This window comes from Vibrio crassostreae (assembly GCF_041439375.1).
Taxonomy (GTDB): Bacteria; Pseudomonadota; Gammaproteobacteria; order Enterobacterales; family Vibrionaceae; genus Vibrio; species Vibrio crassostreae_D.
The window spans coordinates 46,907-64,883 of sequence record NZ_JBGONY010000025.1 but is presented as its reverse complement, the minus strand read 5'-3'; the positions used below and the strand labels follow the sequence as shown (position 1 = coordinate 64,883).

At 45.4% G+C, this 17,977-nt stretch carries 13 protein-coding genes; 1 reads left to right on the top strand and 12 read right to left on the bottom strand.

The features are described 5' to 3' along the window. Positions 1-324: 324 nt before the first annotated feature. From eno to rlmD, 5 genes are all read right to left on the bottom strand, one after another. The gene (gene eno, locus ACED45_RS12475; protein WP_017059033.1) at positions 325-1,623 is read right to left on the bottom strand and encodes a phosphopyruvate hydratase; all 1,299 of its coding nucleotides are present in this window, start codon (positions 1,621-1,623) and stop codon (positions 325-327) included. Positions 1,624-1,704: 81 nt separating this feature from the next. Then, positions 1,705-3,345, bottom strand: coding sequence for a CTP synthase (locus ACED45_RS12470; RefSeq protein WP_017629586.1), 1,641 nt, complete (start codon positions 3,343-3,345; stop codon positions 1,705-1,707). 150 nt (positions 3,346-3,495) lie between these two features. After that, a complete protein-coding gene (mazG, locus tag ACED45_RS12465) occupies positions 3,496-4,293 on the bottom strand; it encodes a nucleoside triphosphate pyrophosphohydrolase (RefSeq protein ID WP_048664494.1) in 798 nt (265 codons plus the stop codon). 247 nt (positions 4,294-4,540) lie between these two features. Then, positions 4,541-6,763 (bottom strand): GTP diphosphokinase, encoded by a 2,223-nt coding sequence (relA, locus tag ACED45_RS12460; protein ID WP_055319624.1) that lies wholly within the window; start codon positions 6,761-6,763, stop codon positions 4,541-4,543. A gap of 135 nt (positions 6,764-6,898) precedes the next feature. Beyond that, complete coding sequence (gene rlmD / locus ACED45_RS12455; protein WP_055319625.1) at positions 6,899-8,218, bottom strand: 23S rRNA (uracil(1939)-C(5))-methyltransferase RlmD; 1,320 nt, start codon at positions 8,216-8,218, stop codon at positions 6,899-6,901. Between the two features lie 165 nt (positions 8,219-8,383). On the opposite strand from rlmD, the gene barA reads away from it, so the two are divergent. Next, the gene (barA, locus tag ACED45_RS12450) at positions 8,384-11,197 is read left to right on the top strand and encodes a two-component sensor histidine kinase BarA (RefSeq protein ID WP_371714153.1); all 2,814 of its coding nucleotides are present in this window, start codon (positions 8,384-8,386) and stop codon (positions 11,195-11,197) included. A gap of 125 nt (positions 11,198-11,322) precedes the next feature. Here the strand turns inward: barA and acpS are convergent, their stop codons facing one another. The 7 genes from acpS to lepA form a co-directional block, all read right to left on the bottom strand. After that, positions 11,323-11,703, bottom strand: coding sequence for a holo-ACP synthase (acpS, locus tag ACED45_RS12445; RefSeq protein ID WP_017059039.1), 381 nt, complete (start codon positions 11,701-11,703; stop codon positions 11,323-11,325). 64 nt (positions 11,704-11,767) lie between these two features. Continuing rightward, a complete protein-coding gene (pdxJ, locus tag ACED45_RS12440; RefSeq protein WP_102319871.1) occupies positions 11,768-12,505 on the bottom strand; it encodes a pyridoxine 5'-phosphate synthase in 738 nt (245 codons plus the stop codon). Continuing rightward, positions 12,502-13,230 carry a DNA repair protein RecO gene (recO, locus tag ACED45_RS12435; RefSeq protein WP_019826299.1) on the bottom strand — a complete coding sequence of 243 codons (729 nt, stop codon included), beginning with the start codon at positions 13,228-13,230 and terminating at the stop codon, positions 12,502-12,504. The genes pdxJ and recO overlap by 4 nt, the downstream gene beginning before the upstream one ends. 102 nt (positions 13,231-13,332) lie before the next feature. After that, positions 13,333-14,304 (bottom strand): GTPase Era, encoded by a 972-nt coding sequence (gene era, locus ACED45_RS12430; RefSeq protein ID WP_017059042.1) that lies wholly within the window; start codon positions 14,302-14,304, stop codon positions 13,333-13,335. Continuing rightward, on the bottom strand, positions 14,297-14,974 hold the full coding sequence (rnc, locus tag ACED45_RS12425) for a ribonuclease III (RefSeq protein ID WP_017066012.1): 678 nt from the start codon (positions 14,972-14,974) through the stop codon (positions 14,297-14,299). The genes era and rnc overlap by 8 nt, the downstream gene beginning before the upstream one ends. A gap of 26 nt (positions 14,975-15,000) precedes the next feature. Beyond that, positions 15,001-15,897 (bottom strand): signal peptidase I, encoded by an 897-nt coding sequence (gene lepB, locus ACED45_RS12420; protein ID WP_017066013.1) that lies wholly within the window; start codon positions 15,895-15,897, stop codon positions 15,001-15,003. A gap of 245 nt (positions 15,898-16,142) precedes the next feature. Next, complete coding sequence (gene lepA / locus ACED45_RS12415) at positions 16,143-17,936, bottom strand: translation elongation factor 4 (RefSeq protein ID WP_048615653.1); 1,794 nt, start codon at positions 17,934-17,936, stop codon at positions 16,143-16,145. Positions 17,937-17,977 lie beyond the last annotated feature (41 nt).

Below are 17,977 nucleotides of genomic sequence, written 5' to 3'. Positions count from 1 at the left end.
TGACTCTATTACCAAACGTGTAAAATTACTTGCAAACTGGGTGGGTCCATATATGTAAAATTACTTGCAAACTGGGTGGGTCCATATATGACGAACTTTCGGTATCAAAAAGAAAGCTATATAACCTAGAGCTTCTTTTCTTCACCTTTTTGCAGGCAAAAAAATGCCCCGCATAAGCGAGGCATTCAAAAGCATTAGTGCATAATTCTAACTAGTTGGTGCTGTAGCAAGGCAACAAAGAAGGTTCAGCTATGGAGCATAGTTTCCTATGTGACTTAGTGAATCTTCTGCAGTTAACGCAGCTACAGTGCCAAATAGGACGAATTATTGACCTTTAACTTCTTTAAGACCGTTGTAAGGAGCTTTAGAACCTAGAGCTTCTTCGATACGGATAAGTTGGTTGTACTTAGCAACACGGTCAGAACGGCTCATAGAACCAGTTTTGATTTGACCTGCAGCTGTACCTACCGCTAGATCAGCGATAGTTGCATCTTCAGTTTCGCCAGAACGGTGAGAGATTACTGCAGTGTAGCCAGCGTCTTTAGCCATCTTGATAGCAGCTAGAGTCTCTGTTAAAGAACCGATTTGGTTGAACTTGATAAGGATAGAGTTAGCTACGCCTTTCTCGATACCTTCAGCAAGAATCTTAGTGTTTGTAACGAACAGATCGTCACCAACAATTTGAAGCTTGTCGCCTAGAAGTTCAGTTTGGTGCTTGAAGCCATCCCAATCTGACTCGTCAAGACCGTCTTCGATAGAAACGATTGGGAAGTTGTTCGCTAGCTCAGCTAGGTAGTGGTTGAACTCTTCAGAAGTGAAAGTTTTACCTTCGCCCTTCATGTTGTAGATGCCAGCTTCTTTGTCGAAGAACTCAGATGCAGCACAGTCCATAGCAAGAGTAACGTCTTTACCTAGTTCGTAACCAGCAGCTGCAACAGCTTCTGCGATAACTTCTAGAGCTTCAGCGTTAGACTTAAGGTTAGGAGCGAAACCACCTTCATCACCAACTGCAGTGCTGTAGCCTTTAGACTTAAGAACTTTAGCTAGGTTGTGGAATACTTCAGCGCCGATACGTAGACCTTCTTTAAGAGTTTTAGCGCCAACTGGTTGGATCATGAACTCTTGGATGTCAACGTTGTTATCTGCGTGCTCACCACCGTTGATGATGTTCATCATTGGTAGAGGCATAGAGAACTGACCAGCAGTACCGTTTAGCTCAGCGATGTGCTCGTATAGAGGCATGCCTTTCGCAGCAGCAGCAGCTTTTGCGTTAGCTAGAGATACAGCTAGGATAGCGTTCGCGCCGAACTTAGACTTGTTATCAGTACCGTCTAGGTCAAGCATGATTTGGTCAACGTCAGCTTGTGCTTTAGCGTCAGTACCAACTAGAGCTTCAGCGATTGGGCCGTTTACAGCTTCAATAGCTTTAAGAACACCTTTACCTAGGAAACGTGATTTGTCGCCGTCACGTAGCTCAAGAGCTTCGCGAGAACCAGTAGATGCGCCAGATGGAGCAGCAGCCATACCTACGAAACCGCCTTCTAGGTGTACTTCAGCTTCTACAGTTGGGTTACCACGTGAATCGATGATTTCACGACCTAGAACTTTAACGATCTTAGACATTGAATGTTTCCTTCTCGTTGAATATATAAATGTCAAATTTAAAGGTAGCAGCACAACTTACGCAGCTACCTGTATTCCTTTTTACTTTTCTAACTCGCCGCGCTGGAACTCACCAGCCGCTTTAACGAAACCTGCAAACAATGGGTGACCATCGCGAGGTGTTGAAGTGAACTCTGGGTGGAATTGAGCAGCAACAAACCATGGGTGGTTCGGGTTCTCAATAACTTCAACCAGTTTCTTGTCCGCAGATAGACCCGATACTTTTAGGCCCGCTTTTTCGATTTGTGGACGAAGATTGTTGTTCACTTCGTAACGGTGACGGTGACGTTCATGGATCGTCGCGCTACCGTATAATTCGTAAGCTTTAGTCCCTTTCGCTAGGTGACAAAGCTGTGAACCAAGACGCATTGTGCCGCCTAGGTCAGATGATTCTGTACGCTCTTCAACTTTACCTTCGCCATCAGTCCACTCAGTGATAAGACCAACTACTGGGTACTTAGTTTCAGTACAGAATTCAGAAGAGTGTGCCCCTTCCATTTTCGCAACGTTACGAGCGTACTCGATAAGCGCTACTTGCATACCTAGACAGATACCTAAGTACGGTACTTTGTTTTCACGAGCGTATTGAGCAGCAAGAATCTTACCTTCAACACCACGGTCACCAAAGCCACCAGGAACTAGGATTGCATCTAGGCCTTCTAAAACTTCTACGCCACGAGACTCAACGTCTTGTGAATCTACGTATTTAATATTAACGCTTAGGCGGTTTTTCAAGCCTGCGTGTTTTAGCGCTTCATTTACTGATTTGTATGCATCTGGTAGTTCAATGTACTTACCAACCATACCAATCGTCACTTCACCCGTTGGGTTAGCTTCTTCGTAAATTACTTGTTCCCATTCAGACAGATCTGCTTCTGGAGCTGTGATGCCGAAACGCTTACATACAAGTTCATCAGTGCCTTGAGCTTTAATAAGCTGAGGGATCTTGTAGATAGAGTCAACATCGCGCATAGAAATAACTGCATTTTCTTGCACATTACAGAACAGAGCAATTTTCTTACGCTCGTTCGAAGGAATGTTGCGGTCTGAACGACAAACTAGGATGTCTGGCTGAATACCAATAGACAGCAACTCTTTTACAGAGTGTTGCGTCGGCTTAGTTTTCACTTCGCCCGCAGCTGCTAGGTATGGCACTAGAGTAAGGTGCATGAACATTGCGCGTTCACGGCCTAGTTCTACTGCTAGCTGACGAATCGCTTCCATGAATGGTAGAGATTCGATATCACCAACCGTACCACCAACTTCAACGATCGCGATATCGTGGCCAGCTGCGCCAGAAATTACACGCTCTTTGATAGAGTTAGTGATGTGTGGGATAACCTGAATAGTTGCACCTAGGTAATCACCGCGACGCTCTTTAGCGAGTACGTCTGAGTAAACACGACCTGCAGTGAAGTTGTTACGCTTAGTCATCTTGGTGCGAATGAATCGCTCATAGTGACCAAGGTCAAGGTCAGTTTCAGCGCCATCTTCCGTAACGAACACTTCACCGTGCTGAGTCGGGCTCATAGTGCCTGGATCAACGTTGATGTAAGGGTCAAGCTTCATCATAGTCACTTTAAGACCACGAGCTTCTAAAATAGCCGCAAGAGATGCTGCAGCAATACCTTTACCTAGAGAGGATACAACCCCGCCAGTAACAAAAATGTAATTTGTCGTCATGTTTAACCTGAAATTGGTTGAATGAGGGAAATGGACTACTTCTGGACGGGATGAAAATATACCAGAAGCCCCTTATCGCCACAACGTGAAATCTATCACACTGCTATTTTTTATTTTTTGCTTCAAATCAATTCATGATAAAAGCTTTGGTTATCTTTTCTCCGCCACTTTGACTTCATCCCACATGGAATCAAGCTGTTGTAGTGAAAAATCGGTCAAAATTTTATCTTGCTGACGAACTTTTTGTTCCACCCCTTTAAAGCGACGTGAGAACTTCAGATTGGCTTTATTTAAAGCCGACTCTGGATTTTTACCCAAATGTCGCACCAAATTGACCGTCGCAAACAGCAAATCACCCAACTCTTCTTCAACCAAATCTTCATTTGGCGTCACTTGAAGCGCTTCTTCTAGCACCTCATCGACTTCCTCTAAAACCTTATTAGCCACTGGGCCAATAGAGTCCCAATCGAAGCCATATTTCGCTACCTGTTTTTGAATCTTTGTAGCACGAGAAAGCGCAGGTAGAGAGTTTGGTATTGAGTCTAGAATACTTTCTTGAGTTTTGCCTGCCTGTGCTTTTTCTTTGGCTTTTTCAGCTTCCCAGTTGGCATTAATTTCTTCATCATTGGCAAACTCGGTATCAGAAAATACATGAGGATGACGGCGCGTTAGCTTCTCATTGATGCCATCAACCACATCAGAAAACTCAAACAGCCCCTGCTCTTTCGCGAGCTGACTGTAGAAAATCACCTGAAACAGCAGGTCACCTAGCTCTTCTTGTAGGTTCGGCCAATCTTTGTTGTGAATCGCGTCCACCACCTCATAAGTTTCTTCGATAGTATGCGGCACAATTGTTTCAAAATTTTGTTTCAAATCCCAAGGACAACCACCTTCAGGATCGCGCAGCTTAGCCATAATCTGTTCAAGTTGTTCAATCGGGTGGTTCATCGTTTTCTTCCTATTCACTGTCTTTGATTTTTAAATTTATAACGTCTTCTAAAACTAAAAAAGGTGAGCAGCCAAAACCACTCACCTTTGTTGATACTGTCTAATTCTCTAAATTCCGCATCTTTCACTAAGCAGTTGTTACTTTAACAAGGCAACAAGCTTTCGCGATTCCTGAGCATAGCTCGCCTATGTGATGGAACAAGAAAGCGCAGTTAACGCAGTAAAAGTGACTAATGCAACGTGAAAGTTAGCCTAGGCGTTTAACCGACATGACATCTTTGATTTGCTCTACTCGACTAGTCACTCGACTCAGAATCTCAATATTGGTCACTTCCAAATCGAAATCCATTACCGATAGCTGACGTTTATAGTCGATGCGGCTCTTCATTGTCGTCACGCTGATCTTCTCGTTCGAGAACAGTGAGGTGATGTCTTTCAGCAAGCCATTACGCTCCAGTGCTTCAACACGCAGCGTTAGGATGTAAGAACCGACGAAGCCATTGCCCCAGACTGTATCAATAATACGCTCTGGTGCGTGCAGGCTTAGCTCACTCAACTGTTCACAGTCAGCACGGTGAACTGAGATACCACGACCTTGAGTGATGTAACCTTTAATCACATCACCAGGGATTGGCTGACAGCAACGAGCTAGGTGCGTCATTAAGTTATCAACGCCCTCAACCACTACCGCGTCTTTCTTTGGACGACTCTGTTGTGCTGGCTTGTTTTCCGACTCAAGCAGTTTCTCTAGCGCTTTCTTGTCTTCTTCTTCCGCCGTAGGCTTGTTGACCAACGCATTGATGTGATTAACCACTTGGTTAATGCGCAAGTCGCCACTGCCGATACCAGCATAAAGCTCATCTGGCGTGTTTACGTTAAAGCGTCTTAGCGCGTATTGGTCGGCATCTTTTAGAGTTGCACCAACCTTCGCTAATTCAACCTCAAGAATGTCACGACCCGCTTCTAGGTTCTTCTCACGACTTTGCGCGCGGAACCAAGCGTTGATTTTCGCACGAGCACGTCCAGAGTGAACGAAGCCTGTGGTTGGGTTCAGCCAATCACGAGATGGGTTCGGCTCTTTCTGAGTGATAATTTCAACCTGATCACCCATCGATAATTTATGAGTGAATGGGACGATACGGCCTGCTACTTTGGCACCGATACAGCGGTGTCCAACCATCGAGTGGATGTGGTAAGCGAAATCCAACGGGGTTGCACCCATAGGTAAATCGACCACATCACCACGCGGTGTAAAGGCATATACGCGATCATCGAATACTTGGCTACGAACTTCATCCAGCATCTCGCCAGAATCCGACATCTCTTCTTGCCAATCGATAAGTTTACGCAACCAAGTGATTTTCTCGTCGTAACCACTGCGTCCACTCGAAGCGCCTTCTTTGTACTTCCAATGCGCAGCCACACCCAACTCTGAGTCTTCGTGCATTTGCTTGGTACGGATCTGAATCTCAATGGTCTTGCCTTCTGGGCCCAGAACCACCGTGTGAATCGATTGGTAACCATTTGGCTTAGGGTTCGCCACATAGTCATCAAATTCACTTGGTAGATGTTTGTATTTGGTATGAACCACACCTAGACCGGCATAACAGTCTTGAAGCTGATCTGCGATGATACGTACCGCTCGCACGTCAAAAAGCTCATCGAAGTCCAAGCCTTTCTTCTGCATCTTACGCCAGATACTGTAGATGTGTTTTGGTCGACCGCTCACTTCCGCATTGATGCTTGAACGATTCATTTCAGCCGTTAAGTCGTCAACGAAATCGGTGATGTATTGTTCACGTACGATACGACGCTCAGACAGCTGTTTAGCTATCTGCTTGTAGGTGTCTGGCTGCTGGTAGCGGAATGCGTAATCTTCGATTTCCCACTTAAGCTGACCAATACCTAAACGGTTAGCGAGCGGAGCGTAGATGTTAGAACACTCTTTTGCTGCCGCGCGACGCACAGCATCAGGCGCTTTTTTTACCTCGATAAGGTTACAGATTCGTTCAGCGAGTTTGATGACTACGCAGCGGAAGTCGTCGACCATCGCCAGTAGCATGCGGCGAACATTATCAACTTGCCCCGAGGCAGCACTGCCTTCAAGAGTCACGTTTAACTGGCCTAAAGCCGCCATTTCTTCAACGCCATCAATCAACTTTACGGTTTCTTTACCGTAGCTTTCTTCAAACGCTTCGCGCTCAAAAACGCCGCTTGAGACGACGGGGAAAAGTTGCGCGGCAATTAAAGTGGCACGGTCCATGGACAGCGTAACCAAGATTTCGATCATCTCGCGGCCACGCCAAAGCAAGAGCGATGCTTGCTCGTGATCTTTTAATAGCTCTTCACAGTGACGATAAACCTTGATCAGTTTATTCGAGGTTTTTGCGTCTTGATTCAGTGACGCTATCCAACTTTCTAGCTCAAACTGTTCGCTTGGGTTTAAATGTGCGCTTCGTACCGCAACCATCATGCCTTCCTAGTTATTATGTTTTATACCCAATTCAATATGACTAACTGGTTCCAAGTTAGTTCGACCATATTGATATCAGCGCAGGTGTCCCTGCGCCTTTGTCATTCATTTTTAAGCCTTATTTACGGGCCTTTAAGCCTTGATAAAGAGAGCCATCGATTCTAAATGGCTGGTGTGTGGGAACATATCCAACATACCAATTTTGGCTAATTGATAGCCTTGCTTTTCTAAGCTCTCTGAATCTCTAGCTAGAGTAGCAGGATTACACGAAACATAAACCACACGCTTCGCTCCCAACGCTGAAATTTGATCAACGATCCCACTCGCTCCCGCACGTGCTGGGTCAAGCAATACTTTCTCGAATTTATCTTTTGCCCAAGGCTGTGAAGATAAGTCTTCTTCAAGGTTAGCTTGGTAAAACTCGGTATTGCCTAACTGGTTTAACGCTGCGTTAGATGTGGCTTGCTGAACCATTTCATCAACGCCTTCTACACCAACCACAAACGCCGATTGTTGAGCGATAGGTAGACTGAAGTTACCTAAGCCACAAAACAGATCTAGCACTCGCTCATCCGCTTTAGGTTCTAACCATTCAATCGCTTGAGCCACCATCTGCTGGTTAACCTTCTGGTTTACTTGGATAAAGTGGTTTGGCTCAAACGGTAACGTCACGCCAGTTTCGCTATAGGCTGGTGCATCACCAACTAAACGAACCAACTTATCGCTTTCAGGCATTGAGTACAGCGTCGCGCCTTCTTCTTTTGCTAACGCTATCAGCGCTTGTTCATCTTTTTCAACCAAAGGCTTAAGGTGACGTAGCACCATAACAGGACCAGTATCGCCCAATACCAATTCAACGTGTCCTAAAGACGTAAGGCTGTTGAAAGTGTTGAGTAAATTTTTCAGTTTTGGAAGCAATACATTAAGGCGAGGATCAAGCACGGCACAGTCGGTGATGTTTTCAATCTGCTTACTCTGCTTCTTACGGAAACCGAATTGAAGCTGCTGTGTCTTCTTATCAACAAATAGGCTGATACGTGCGCGACGTCGATAACCGGTTTCATCACCAATAATAGGTTGTGCAACTTCAGTATTAGCCGTTTGGTATTGGCTCATCAGGTGCGTAAGAGATTGCGATTTATGCTCAACCTGAGAAGAATAACCGAGATGCTGAAGGTGACAACCACCACACTGATTAAAGTGCTTACAAAATGGCTTTAAACGCTGCTCGCTCGGCTTCAACAATTTGATGAGCTTTGCTCGCGAAAACTTACTTTTGCTCTCAGTAAGTTGAATGACCACCTGCTCACCTGGCAATGCGCCATCAATGAAAACCGGTTTATTCTTCTGATAAGCGATGCCAGCGCCATTGTGATCCATTCGTTCAACCAAAACCGATTGATGCTTGGTCTCGAGTTGAGTTTTCTTTTTTGGTTGGAAAAAACGTGCCATTGCTTGTGCCTAATGTATCTTTTAATAAGTAATTGGTATCCAGGACTCACTATTATGTCTTGGAATCATTGTCGAACGTCACGGCTTTGATTAAGCTTACCGTTCACTTAACCGCCATTGTGTGCGTTATTTTCCCATATCCAGACCTCGATGTAATTAAAGAACATGACCAGATATGGCTTAAGAGCCCGTGTAATTACCTTAACTCTAGCTCCAACCCTGATTATTGGGTTGCTATTGAGTGCATTTTTCTCATTTAACCGCTATCAAGACCTTGAGGGGCAAGTGGTTAACACTGGTACTAGCATCATTGAGCCACTTGCGATTGCGAGTGAATCAGGCATGAAGCTCGAAAGTCGAGAGTCTGTTCGTCAGCTTATTAGCTATGCGCATCGAAAGAATTCTAAGCTGGTGCGCAGTATCGCGGTGTTTGATGAACGTCATGAGTTGTTTGTAACCTCAAACTTCCACCCTGATTTTGAAAGCCTAACCTATCCGAAAGATAAACCGATCCCGCATTTAAGCTCATCGAACCTGCTCGATAACACGCTGATTCTGCGGACGCCGATCATAGCCGAAGGCCAATACATCAATTCAGCCAACGGTCAGTCTCAAGCCAACCAAGCGATCGGTTATATTGCGATTGAATTAGACCTATCTTCTCTTCGATTGCAGCAATATCAAGAAGTGTTCTCTGCCTTCTTAGTTCTGATTCTCGGGCTTGGGTTGTCTGGTGTCTTTGCTTTCCGCTTGATGCATGACGTAACCCAGCCGATCACACACATGAAGAACATGGTCGACCGAATTCGTCGAGGCCACCTAGATGTACGTATCGAAGGCAAAATGCATGGTGAGCTAGACTCACTGAAAAACGGCATCAACGCGATGGCGGTATCGTTGTCAGAGTATCACGTCGAGATGCAGCACAGTATCGACCAAGCCACATCAGACTTGCGAGAAACCCTTGAGCAATTAGAGATTCAAAACGTTGAGTTAGACATAGCGAAGAAACGAGCTCAAGAAGCAGCTCGTGTTAAGTCTGAATTCCTGGCGAATATGTCTCACGAACTAAGAACACCTCTGAATGGTGTGATTGGCTTCACTCGTCAAATGCTTAAGACTCACCTATCGAACAGCCAAACCGATTACCTACAAACCATTGAACGATCGGCAAATAACCTGCTTAGCATCATCAACGATATCTTGGACTTTTCGAAACTTGAAGCCGGTAAACTGGCTCTAGAAAACATCCCATTTGAATTCCAAGCTAGCCTTGAAGAAGTAGTAAACCTTCAAGCAACCAACGCTCACGAGAAAGGCCTTGAGCTGACACTGAAGATCGATCCTAAAGTACCGCCAGGCGTGGTGGGCGATCCACTGCGTATTCAACAGATCCTGACCAACCTAGTCGGCAACTCAATCAAATTTACCGAGCGCGGCAACATTGATATCAGCGTTGAGCTTCGCTCACAAAGCGAAGACAACATTGAGCTGCAATTCATGGTTCGCGATACGGGTATTGGTATTTCGGAGCGTCAACAAGCTCAGCTATTCCAGGCCTTCAGCCAAGCCGATGCAAGTATCTCTCGTCGTTATGGTGGTACAGGCTTAGGTCTGGTTATCACCCAAAAACTGGTCAGCCAAATGGGCGGAGAGATCAGCCTAACTAGTCGTCTACATCAAGGGTCAACCTTCTGGTTTACGTTGAGACTATCAACGACTGATATGCCAATGACAGAGCTGATTGAGACTCAGTGTCTACAAGACAAACAACTGCTGCTGATCGAACCAAACATGCAAGCGGCATCGATTACTCAGCAAATCCTAACTCAAGAAGGCTTAGTGGTAACGTATCGTTCGGTAATGCCAGACGAGACCACCTCGTATGACTACGTTTTGCTTAACCTAGCCGCCAATCAAGAATATCAATTTGATACCGTGAGTGGTTGGGCGATCGGTGCGAAGAAGATTGCCCAAAACGTGATTATTGGCACACCAAGTACCGAGCTAGCGTTGGGTGAGCAACTAATGAAAGAGGTCGATGTTCAATGCATCACTAAACCTCTTTCTCGCAAGAAGTTACTGCAAACTCTGGTATCGAATCAGGCGCCCACCTTGATTGCACCAGCGATTGAAACACACTCAGAAGAGAAGCTTCCGCTTACTGTGATGGCAGTAGACGACAACCCAGCCAACCTTAAGTTGATTACCGCGCTGCTTAAAGAGCGTGTAGAAACCGTCATCAGTTGTACCAGTGGTCAGCAGGCGATAGACAAAGCGACAGAGACGCCATTTGATATCATCTTCATGGATATTCAAATGCCACAGATGGACGGTGTAACCGCTTGTCAGAACATCAAAAAACTGGCGAACAATGCGAATACACCTGTAATTGCCGTGACCGCACATGCAATGATTGGCGAACGAGATCGACTGCTTGAAGCGGGCATGGATGACTACCTAACCAAACCTATTGAAGAGCATGTGTTACAGCAGGTTCTGATTCATTGGAGCTCGACCTCTGAGGTTGAGCTCATCGAAAAAATAGATCCAGACCACCCAGCGGTCTCTGCTGAAGTCGACAACGGTCCGGTGTCAGAAATTGAAGCCAGCGTGCACACAAACATCATCATTGATTGGCAAGCTGCGATGAAACAAGCCGCCAATAAAGAAGACCTCGCACGCGATATGCTGCAAATGCTCGTCGACTTTATTCCAGAGGTGTATGAGGCAGCAGACAAAGCGATAGAAGACAGTGACTATCCAGTTGAAGAGCTGATACACATCATTCACAAGATGCATGGCAGCAGCTCGTACAGCGGCGTACCAAGGCTAAAATCGGTATGTGCGACAATAGAGAAAGAGCTGCGTTCAGGTACTTCTGTTGAAGACATTGAACCTGAGCTTTTCGAGCTTCAGGATGAATTAGATAAGGTTCAAGCAACCGCGATTCACTACTTGAAACAGGCGAAGGCCTAGCGGGTACTTGTTACTCACTAGTATTCTTTAGAGGGTTTACCCGCCAATAAAAAAGCAGAGCTCATGAGCTCTGCTTTTTTCTGTCTAGAGTCAAGAGCACTAGATATAAAGTCGCGATAATCTGTTTACGATTCGAGTAACACCGTTGCCACAGCGTAGTGACGCTCATCCGAGATAGTCAGATGAATCGATGTTGTGCCATTCGCCTCTGCGATTTCACGCGCTTTCTTGTGTAAGCTCAATACTGGCTTACCATGCTCATCGTTTGAAATCTCAAAGTCGTGGAAGGTAACACCCAGCGCAATCCCCGTACCTAACGCCTTAGATGCAGCTTCTTTAGCAGCAAAACGTTTTGCAAGGTAACGCCCTTTTTGCTTGAGTTGCTGGAATACTTCAAACTCAGAATCGGTCAAAATACGCTGAGCAAAAGCGTCACCACTTCGTGACAATGCCTTTTCAACACGTTCAATTTCTGCGATATCTGTACCTAATCCAACAACAGCCATGCTTACCCTACTACTAAACTTCTATCTATTAATTCTACTAATTCGTCGCTTACGGTTTAGAAAATTAAGCGTTGTTGCGTGCTGTTTCCATCACAGCTTTCATGTCTGCAACGGCTTTGTTCAAACCATCAAACACTGCGCGTCCCATGATCGAGTGACCGATGTTCAGCTCGTAGATCTCAGGAAGAGCCGCAATCGGTGCGACGTTGTGGTAAGTCAGACCATGACCCGCATTGACTGTGATACCTAAGTCATCTGCATAGCTTGCGCCTGCTGCGATCTTCTTAAGCTCGTCTTGTTGATCTTCTTCTGTCTTAGCATCAGCATAGTGACCCGTGTGCAGTTCAATGAACGGTGCGCCACACGCTTTTGCAGCATCGATTTGCTCACGGTCAGCATCGATAAACAGAGATACCTTGATACCTGCTGCAGACAGTTTTTGTGTCGCCGCTTTGATCTTCTCTAGTTGACCAACTACGTCCAAGCCACCTTCAGTGGTTAGCTCTTCACGTTTTTCAGGAACCAGACAAACAAACTCAGGATTAGTATCGAGTGCAATTTGAACCATCTCGTCCGTTACGGCCATCTCCAAGTTCATGCGAGTTTGAAGTGTTTCAGCCAGAATACGCACATCGCGATCAACGATGTGACGACGGTCTTCACGCAGGTGAATAGTAATGCCATCTGCACCAGCACGTTCAGCGATTTCAGCTGCGTGTACTGGATCTGGGTATTTAGTACCACGTGCATTACGTAGTGTTGCAATATGGTCGATATTAACGCCTAAAAGGATTGAGCTCATTTTCCAATACTCCGTGCTCTGGAGAGGGCTATTGTTGGCATAAATAGCTCTCTACTTTTTAATGGTTTGCCGCCAAGATACGGCTTTAAGGCTATGCGTGTAAAGCGTTTTGCCGCTTTTAACTGCTCTTTAGTGATAAACCTACGTTCGCTGATTGCAATAAGTTCATCGCCCATAAAAGTCAGGTTATCTCGACGTACTGAAGCGATGAAACCTTTCTGCTCTCGATAGCGATAAGTCATGCTCGGATCAATCGCTTCGCCAGTGCCCGCGCAGTGTAAAAAGTCGACGCCGTAACCCATAGCAGATAATAGAGCCAGCTCAAAGCGACGCAGTGCTGGCTCAGGATTATCATTATGCGCCAGCTCTGTTAAAGCATGAAGATAGTCGTGAAAAAGTGCAGGCATCGGTACTTCCGCCATCAATACCCGACCGATAAGCTCGTTCACGTACATGCCTGAATACAGATTAATACCGGCGAGAGGGAGCCCCAAGCTGATGGGTTCAGCTTGGCGTAAGGTTTTCATCGAACCATTACCAGACCACTTAAGCAATAGCGGCGTAAAAGGTTGTAATGCACCTTTCAAATTGGAACGCTTGCTGCGAGCGCCTTTAGACATCAACGTCACCCGACCGAACTCTTCGCTGAAGACGTCCAAGATCAGGCTCGACTCACTGTATGGTCGACGGTGCAACACAAAGCATCGCTGTAACCCTTCGCTCAATCACTTACCCTTATTACAGATACAAAAAGAGAGAGTTCGCACTCTCTCTTGGATTTATCTTCAGTTCAACTTTCTTAATCTCAGAAAGTGACGTTCAATATATTATAGATCGTCGATGTAGCCTAACGAGCGAAGTGCACGCTCATCATCAGCCCAGCCAGATTTAACCTTAACCCAAGTCTCTAGGTAAACCTTACGACCGAATAGCTCTTCCATATCGATACGCGCTTCACGACCAATTGTTTTGATCTTCTCGCCCGCTTTACCAATCACCATTTTCTTCTGGCCTGTACGCTCAACAAGAATCAGTGCATTGATGTGGAAGCCATCGTTATCTGGGTTGTAATCGAAACGTTCGATTTCAACCGTTACCGAGTAAGGTAGCTCGTCACCCGTAAAGCGCATCAGCTTTTCACGGATAATTTCAGAGGCCATAAAACGTTGCGAGCGATCAGTCACGTATTCTTCAGGGAAGTGGTGTGTCGCTTTAGGTAAATGTTCACGTACGTGCTTACGCAGTACATCAATATTTTTACCTTGCTTCGCTGAGATTGGCACTACATCAATGAAGTCCATCTTCTTAGAGACTTCCATCATGTGCTGCATCACGTTAGTACGGTCTTGAACGTTATCTACTTTGTTGATGCAAAGTACAACTGGGAAGTCAGTCTTCTTCAGTTTGTTCAGAACCATCTCATCGTCGTCAGTCCAGTGAGTACCATCGACAAGGAAGAATACTAGGTTTACATCACTCAATGAGCTGTTCGCCGCACGGTTCATCAAGCGGTTGATGGCACGCTTTTCTTCAATATGAAGTCCAGGAGTATCAACAAAGATCGCTTGGTAATCACCCTCAGTTTCAACGCCCATAATACGGTGACGTGTCGTCTGTGGTTTACGTGATGTAATAGAAATCTTCTGACCCAGAATATGGTTCAGAAGCGTCGACTTACCTACATTTGGGCGACCGACAATAGCGATGAAGCCACAGTGTTGGTTTTCCGGTAGGCCTGTTTTTTTGCTATCAGATGAAAAGAATGCATCGATATCGAAATCTTGGTTGTTATCAGACATTGCTTAGTTGCTCTAATGCTGTTTCAGCAGCCGCTTGTTCTGCCTTGCGGCGGCTAGTGCCTTTACCGATAACAGGTTTATCCACACCTGCCACTTCACACTCAACCGTAAACTCTTGGTTGTGTGCTTCACCTTTAATATTAGTCACTGTGTAGACAGGTAGAGGATTTCTTCGACCTTGCAAAAACTCTTGTAGGCGAGTTTTCGGATCTTTTTGAGATACTCCAGGCTGAATAGCATCTAGGCGAGATTGGTACCAGCTTAAAATAATGCCGCGAACCGTCTCGGTATCACTATCTAAATAGACAGCGCCTATGACCGCTTCAACCGCATCCGCTAGAATAGAATCACGACGGAAACCGCCACTCTTCAACTCACCTGGACCTAATTTTAAGTAATCTCCTAGTTCGAATTCACGACCTAGTTCTGCCAATGTATGACCACGTACTAATGTTGCGCGCATGCGGCTCATATCACCTTCGTTTACCTTAGGAAAACGGTGGTAAAGATCATCAGCGATAACAAAACTTAAAATTGAATCGCCCAGAAACTCAAGACGTTCGTTATGTTTACCTGCGGCGCTGCGGTGAGTCAGCGCCAAGTGGATAAGATCGGCATCATTAAACTGATAGCCAATCTTTCTCTCTAGTTTATCAATTGGAGAATTCATGCTCTCTCGATGTGTTATGTGATCGATTAATGAATCCCACCGATGCGATTAAAACGCACACCAGTAGGAATCCATGTTGGAAGTACACTGTCTGAACCGCGTTCGAATTCGAAGCTGATCCAAATAGCAACGGCCTTACCAACAAGGTTTGCTTCAGGGACAAAGCCCCAGTAACGGCTATCGGCACTGTTGTCACGGTTATCACCCATCACAAAGTACTGGCCTTCTGGAACGACCCATTCGTTAACACCATTGCGAGGCTGATATGCTTGCACACGATCGCGGCGCAATGGGTTAACTAAAATCTGGTGTTCTACGTCTCCAAGCTGTTCGTTCAGCTGAATCAGAGGCACACCATCTTGAATAAATTGGCTCTCTTCAACATTACTTAGTTTCACTGGTTCACAGCTACTTGTACCCTTCGCCTGAATGCAGATCTCTTTACGACTGCTGTAGCGAATCGTGTCACCAGGCATACCAACAACACGCTTAATGTAGTCGATGTTTGGCTGAGGTGGGTACTTAAATACGATTGAGTCACCGCGTTCTGGCTTGCCTGTTTCTACCAATTGAGTGCGCCATACTGGGTCTTTTAGACCGTACGCGTACTTCTCTACCAAGATGAAATCACCAACCAAAAGGGTTGGCATCATCGAGCCAGAAGGGATTTGAAACGGTTCATAGATGAATGAACGCAAGATCAAAACAAATGCAATTACCGGGAAAATGGACACACTGTTCTCAACCCACCAAGGCTGAGCCGTAACTTTTGCGCTGGTTTCAGCGTCTAGGCCATTCGATTGTGCTTCAACGTCAGCAAGCTTTTGCTGGCGCTTCTTCGCCCACACAAACTTTTCCAACGCCCATACAATGCCGGTCACTAGAGTTACGATCACTAAGATAAGCGAAAATGTATTAGCCATTGATATCCCTTAAATTTCATTTCTTTAAAAATAACGAAAGTGAAAGAGCATAACTCTTTCACTCTGCTTAATATTTCTAATTTGTATCAATCATGCTGACTAAATGCTGGGAAGATGACGAAGGAAAAATCGTTTAGTTCGAGGCGCAAAGTGCAGTGACTAGTGGGCCTAATTGCAATCTTTGCAACAAAGAAATAAACGATTTTAACCAGTAATGTTCAGCAGATAGTTAATGCGATTGATACCTAGTCTTTTCCAACGTGAAGGATTGCAAGGAAAGCTTCTTGAGGCAGTTCAACGTTACCGATCTGCTTCATACGCTTCTTACCTTCTTTTTGTTTCTTAAGAAGTTTCTTCTTACGACTGATATCACCACCGTAACATTTTGCGATTACGTTCTTACGCAGTTGTTTTACTGTAGAACGAGCAATGATGTGGTTACCAATCGCTGCTTGAATCGCGATATCGAACATCTGACGAGGGATGAATTCTTTCATCTTCTCTACCAGTAGACGACCACGAGACTGAGCAATATCTTTGTGCGTAATGATCGCTAGAGCATCAACCGTTTCGCCATTCAGTAATACGTCTACACGTACCATGTTTGATGGCTCGTAACGTTGGAAGTTGTAATCCAATGATGCGTAACCGCGAGACGTTGACTTCAGACGGTCGAAGAAGTCGAGAACTACTTCAGCCATAGGAAGATCGTACGTCACAGCAACTTGATTACCGTGGTAAACCATGTCTACTTGTACGCCACGCTTCTCTACACACAGTGTGATTACGTTACCTAGGTAATCCGAAGGTACCAGGATATTACAGCGTGCAATTGGTTCACGAATTTCTTCTAGGTCATTAACCGCTGGCAGTTTAGCCGGGCTATCAACGTAAAGAACCGTTTTATCTGTTTTTACAACTTCATACACTACTGTTGGTGCAGTCGTGATTAGGTCTAGGTCGTATTCACGCTCTAGACGCTCTTGGATGATCTCCATGTGAAGCATGCCTAAGAAGCCACAACGGAAACCAAAACCAAGTGCTGCTGAACTTTCTGGTTCAAAGAACAATGACGCATCGTTCAGGCTTAGCTTGCCTAACGCGTCACGGAAGTTTTCGTAGTCATCAGATGATACAGGGAATAGACCTGCGTATACCTGAGGCTTCACTTTTTGGAAACCAGGCAGACGTTCAGTGCTGCCGCCTTTTGCAAGCGTCAACGTATCACCAACTGGTGCACCTAGGATGTCTTTAATACCACAAACAACCCAACCTACTTCGCCAGTATTTAGCTCTGTCGTGTCGATTTGCTTAGGCGTGAAGATACCTAGACGGTCAACACCCCAAACTTGGTCTGTCGACATTACTCGAATCTTGTCGTTCTTCTTCAGCTTACCGTTTTTAATACGAACCAAAGAAACTACGCCAAGGTAGTTATCGAACCAAGAGTCAATGATCAACGCTTGTAGAGGCGCTTCAGGATCACCTTCCGGTGGTGGGATAGCCGTTACGATGTTTTCTAGAACATCATCTACGCCTAAACCTGTTTTAGCAGAACAGCGAGTCGCTTCCATCGCATCGATGCCAACGATCTCTTCGATCTCTTCAGCAACACGCTCTGGTTCAGCAGCTGGTAGGTCAATCTTGTTCAAGATTGGCACTACTTCCAGCTCCATTTCGATTGCTGTGTAACAGTTTGCTAGAGTTTGTGCTTCAACACCCTGGCCTGCATCCACTACAAGTAGTGCGCCTTCACAAGCCGCTAGAGAACGAGATACTTCGTAAGAGAAGTCTACGTGTCCAGGAGTGTCGATAAAGTTAAGCTGGTAAGTTTCACCATCTTTAGCTTTGTAATCTAAAGTCACACTCTGCGCTTTAATTGTAATACCACGCTCGCGTTCTATATCCATAGAATCGAGGACTTGAGCTGCCATCTCACGTTCACTTAATCCTCCACAAACTTGGATTAAGCGGTCAGAAAGGGTCGACTTACCGTGGTCGATGTGGGCGATAATCGAAAAATTACGAATGTGCTTCATAGGCTTGGTGTGACTAAACTCTTTGAATAGGGATAATAAGA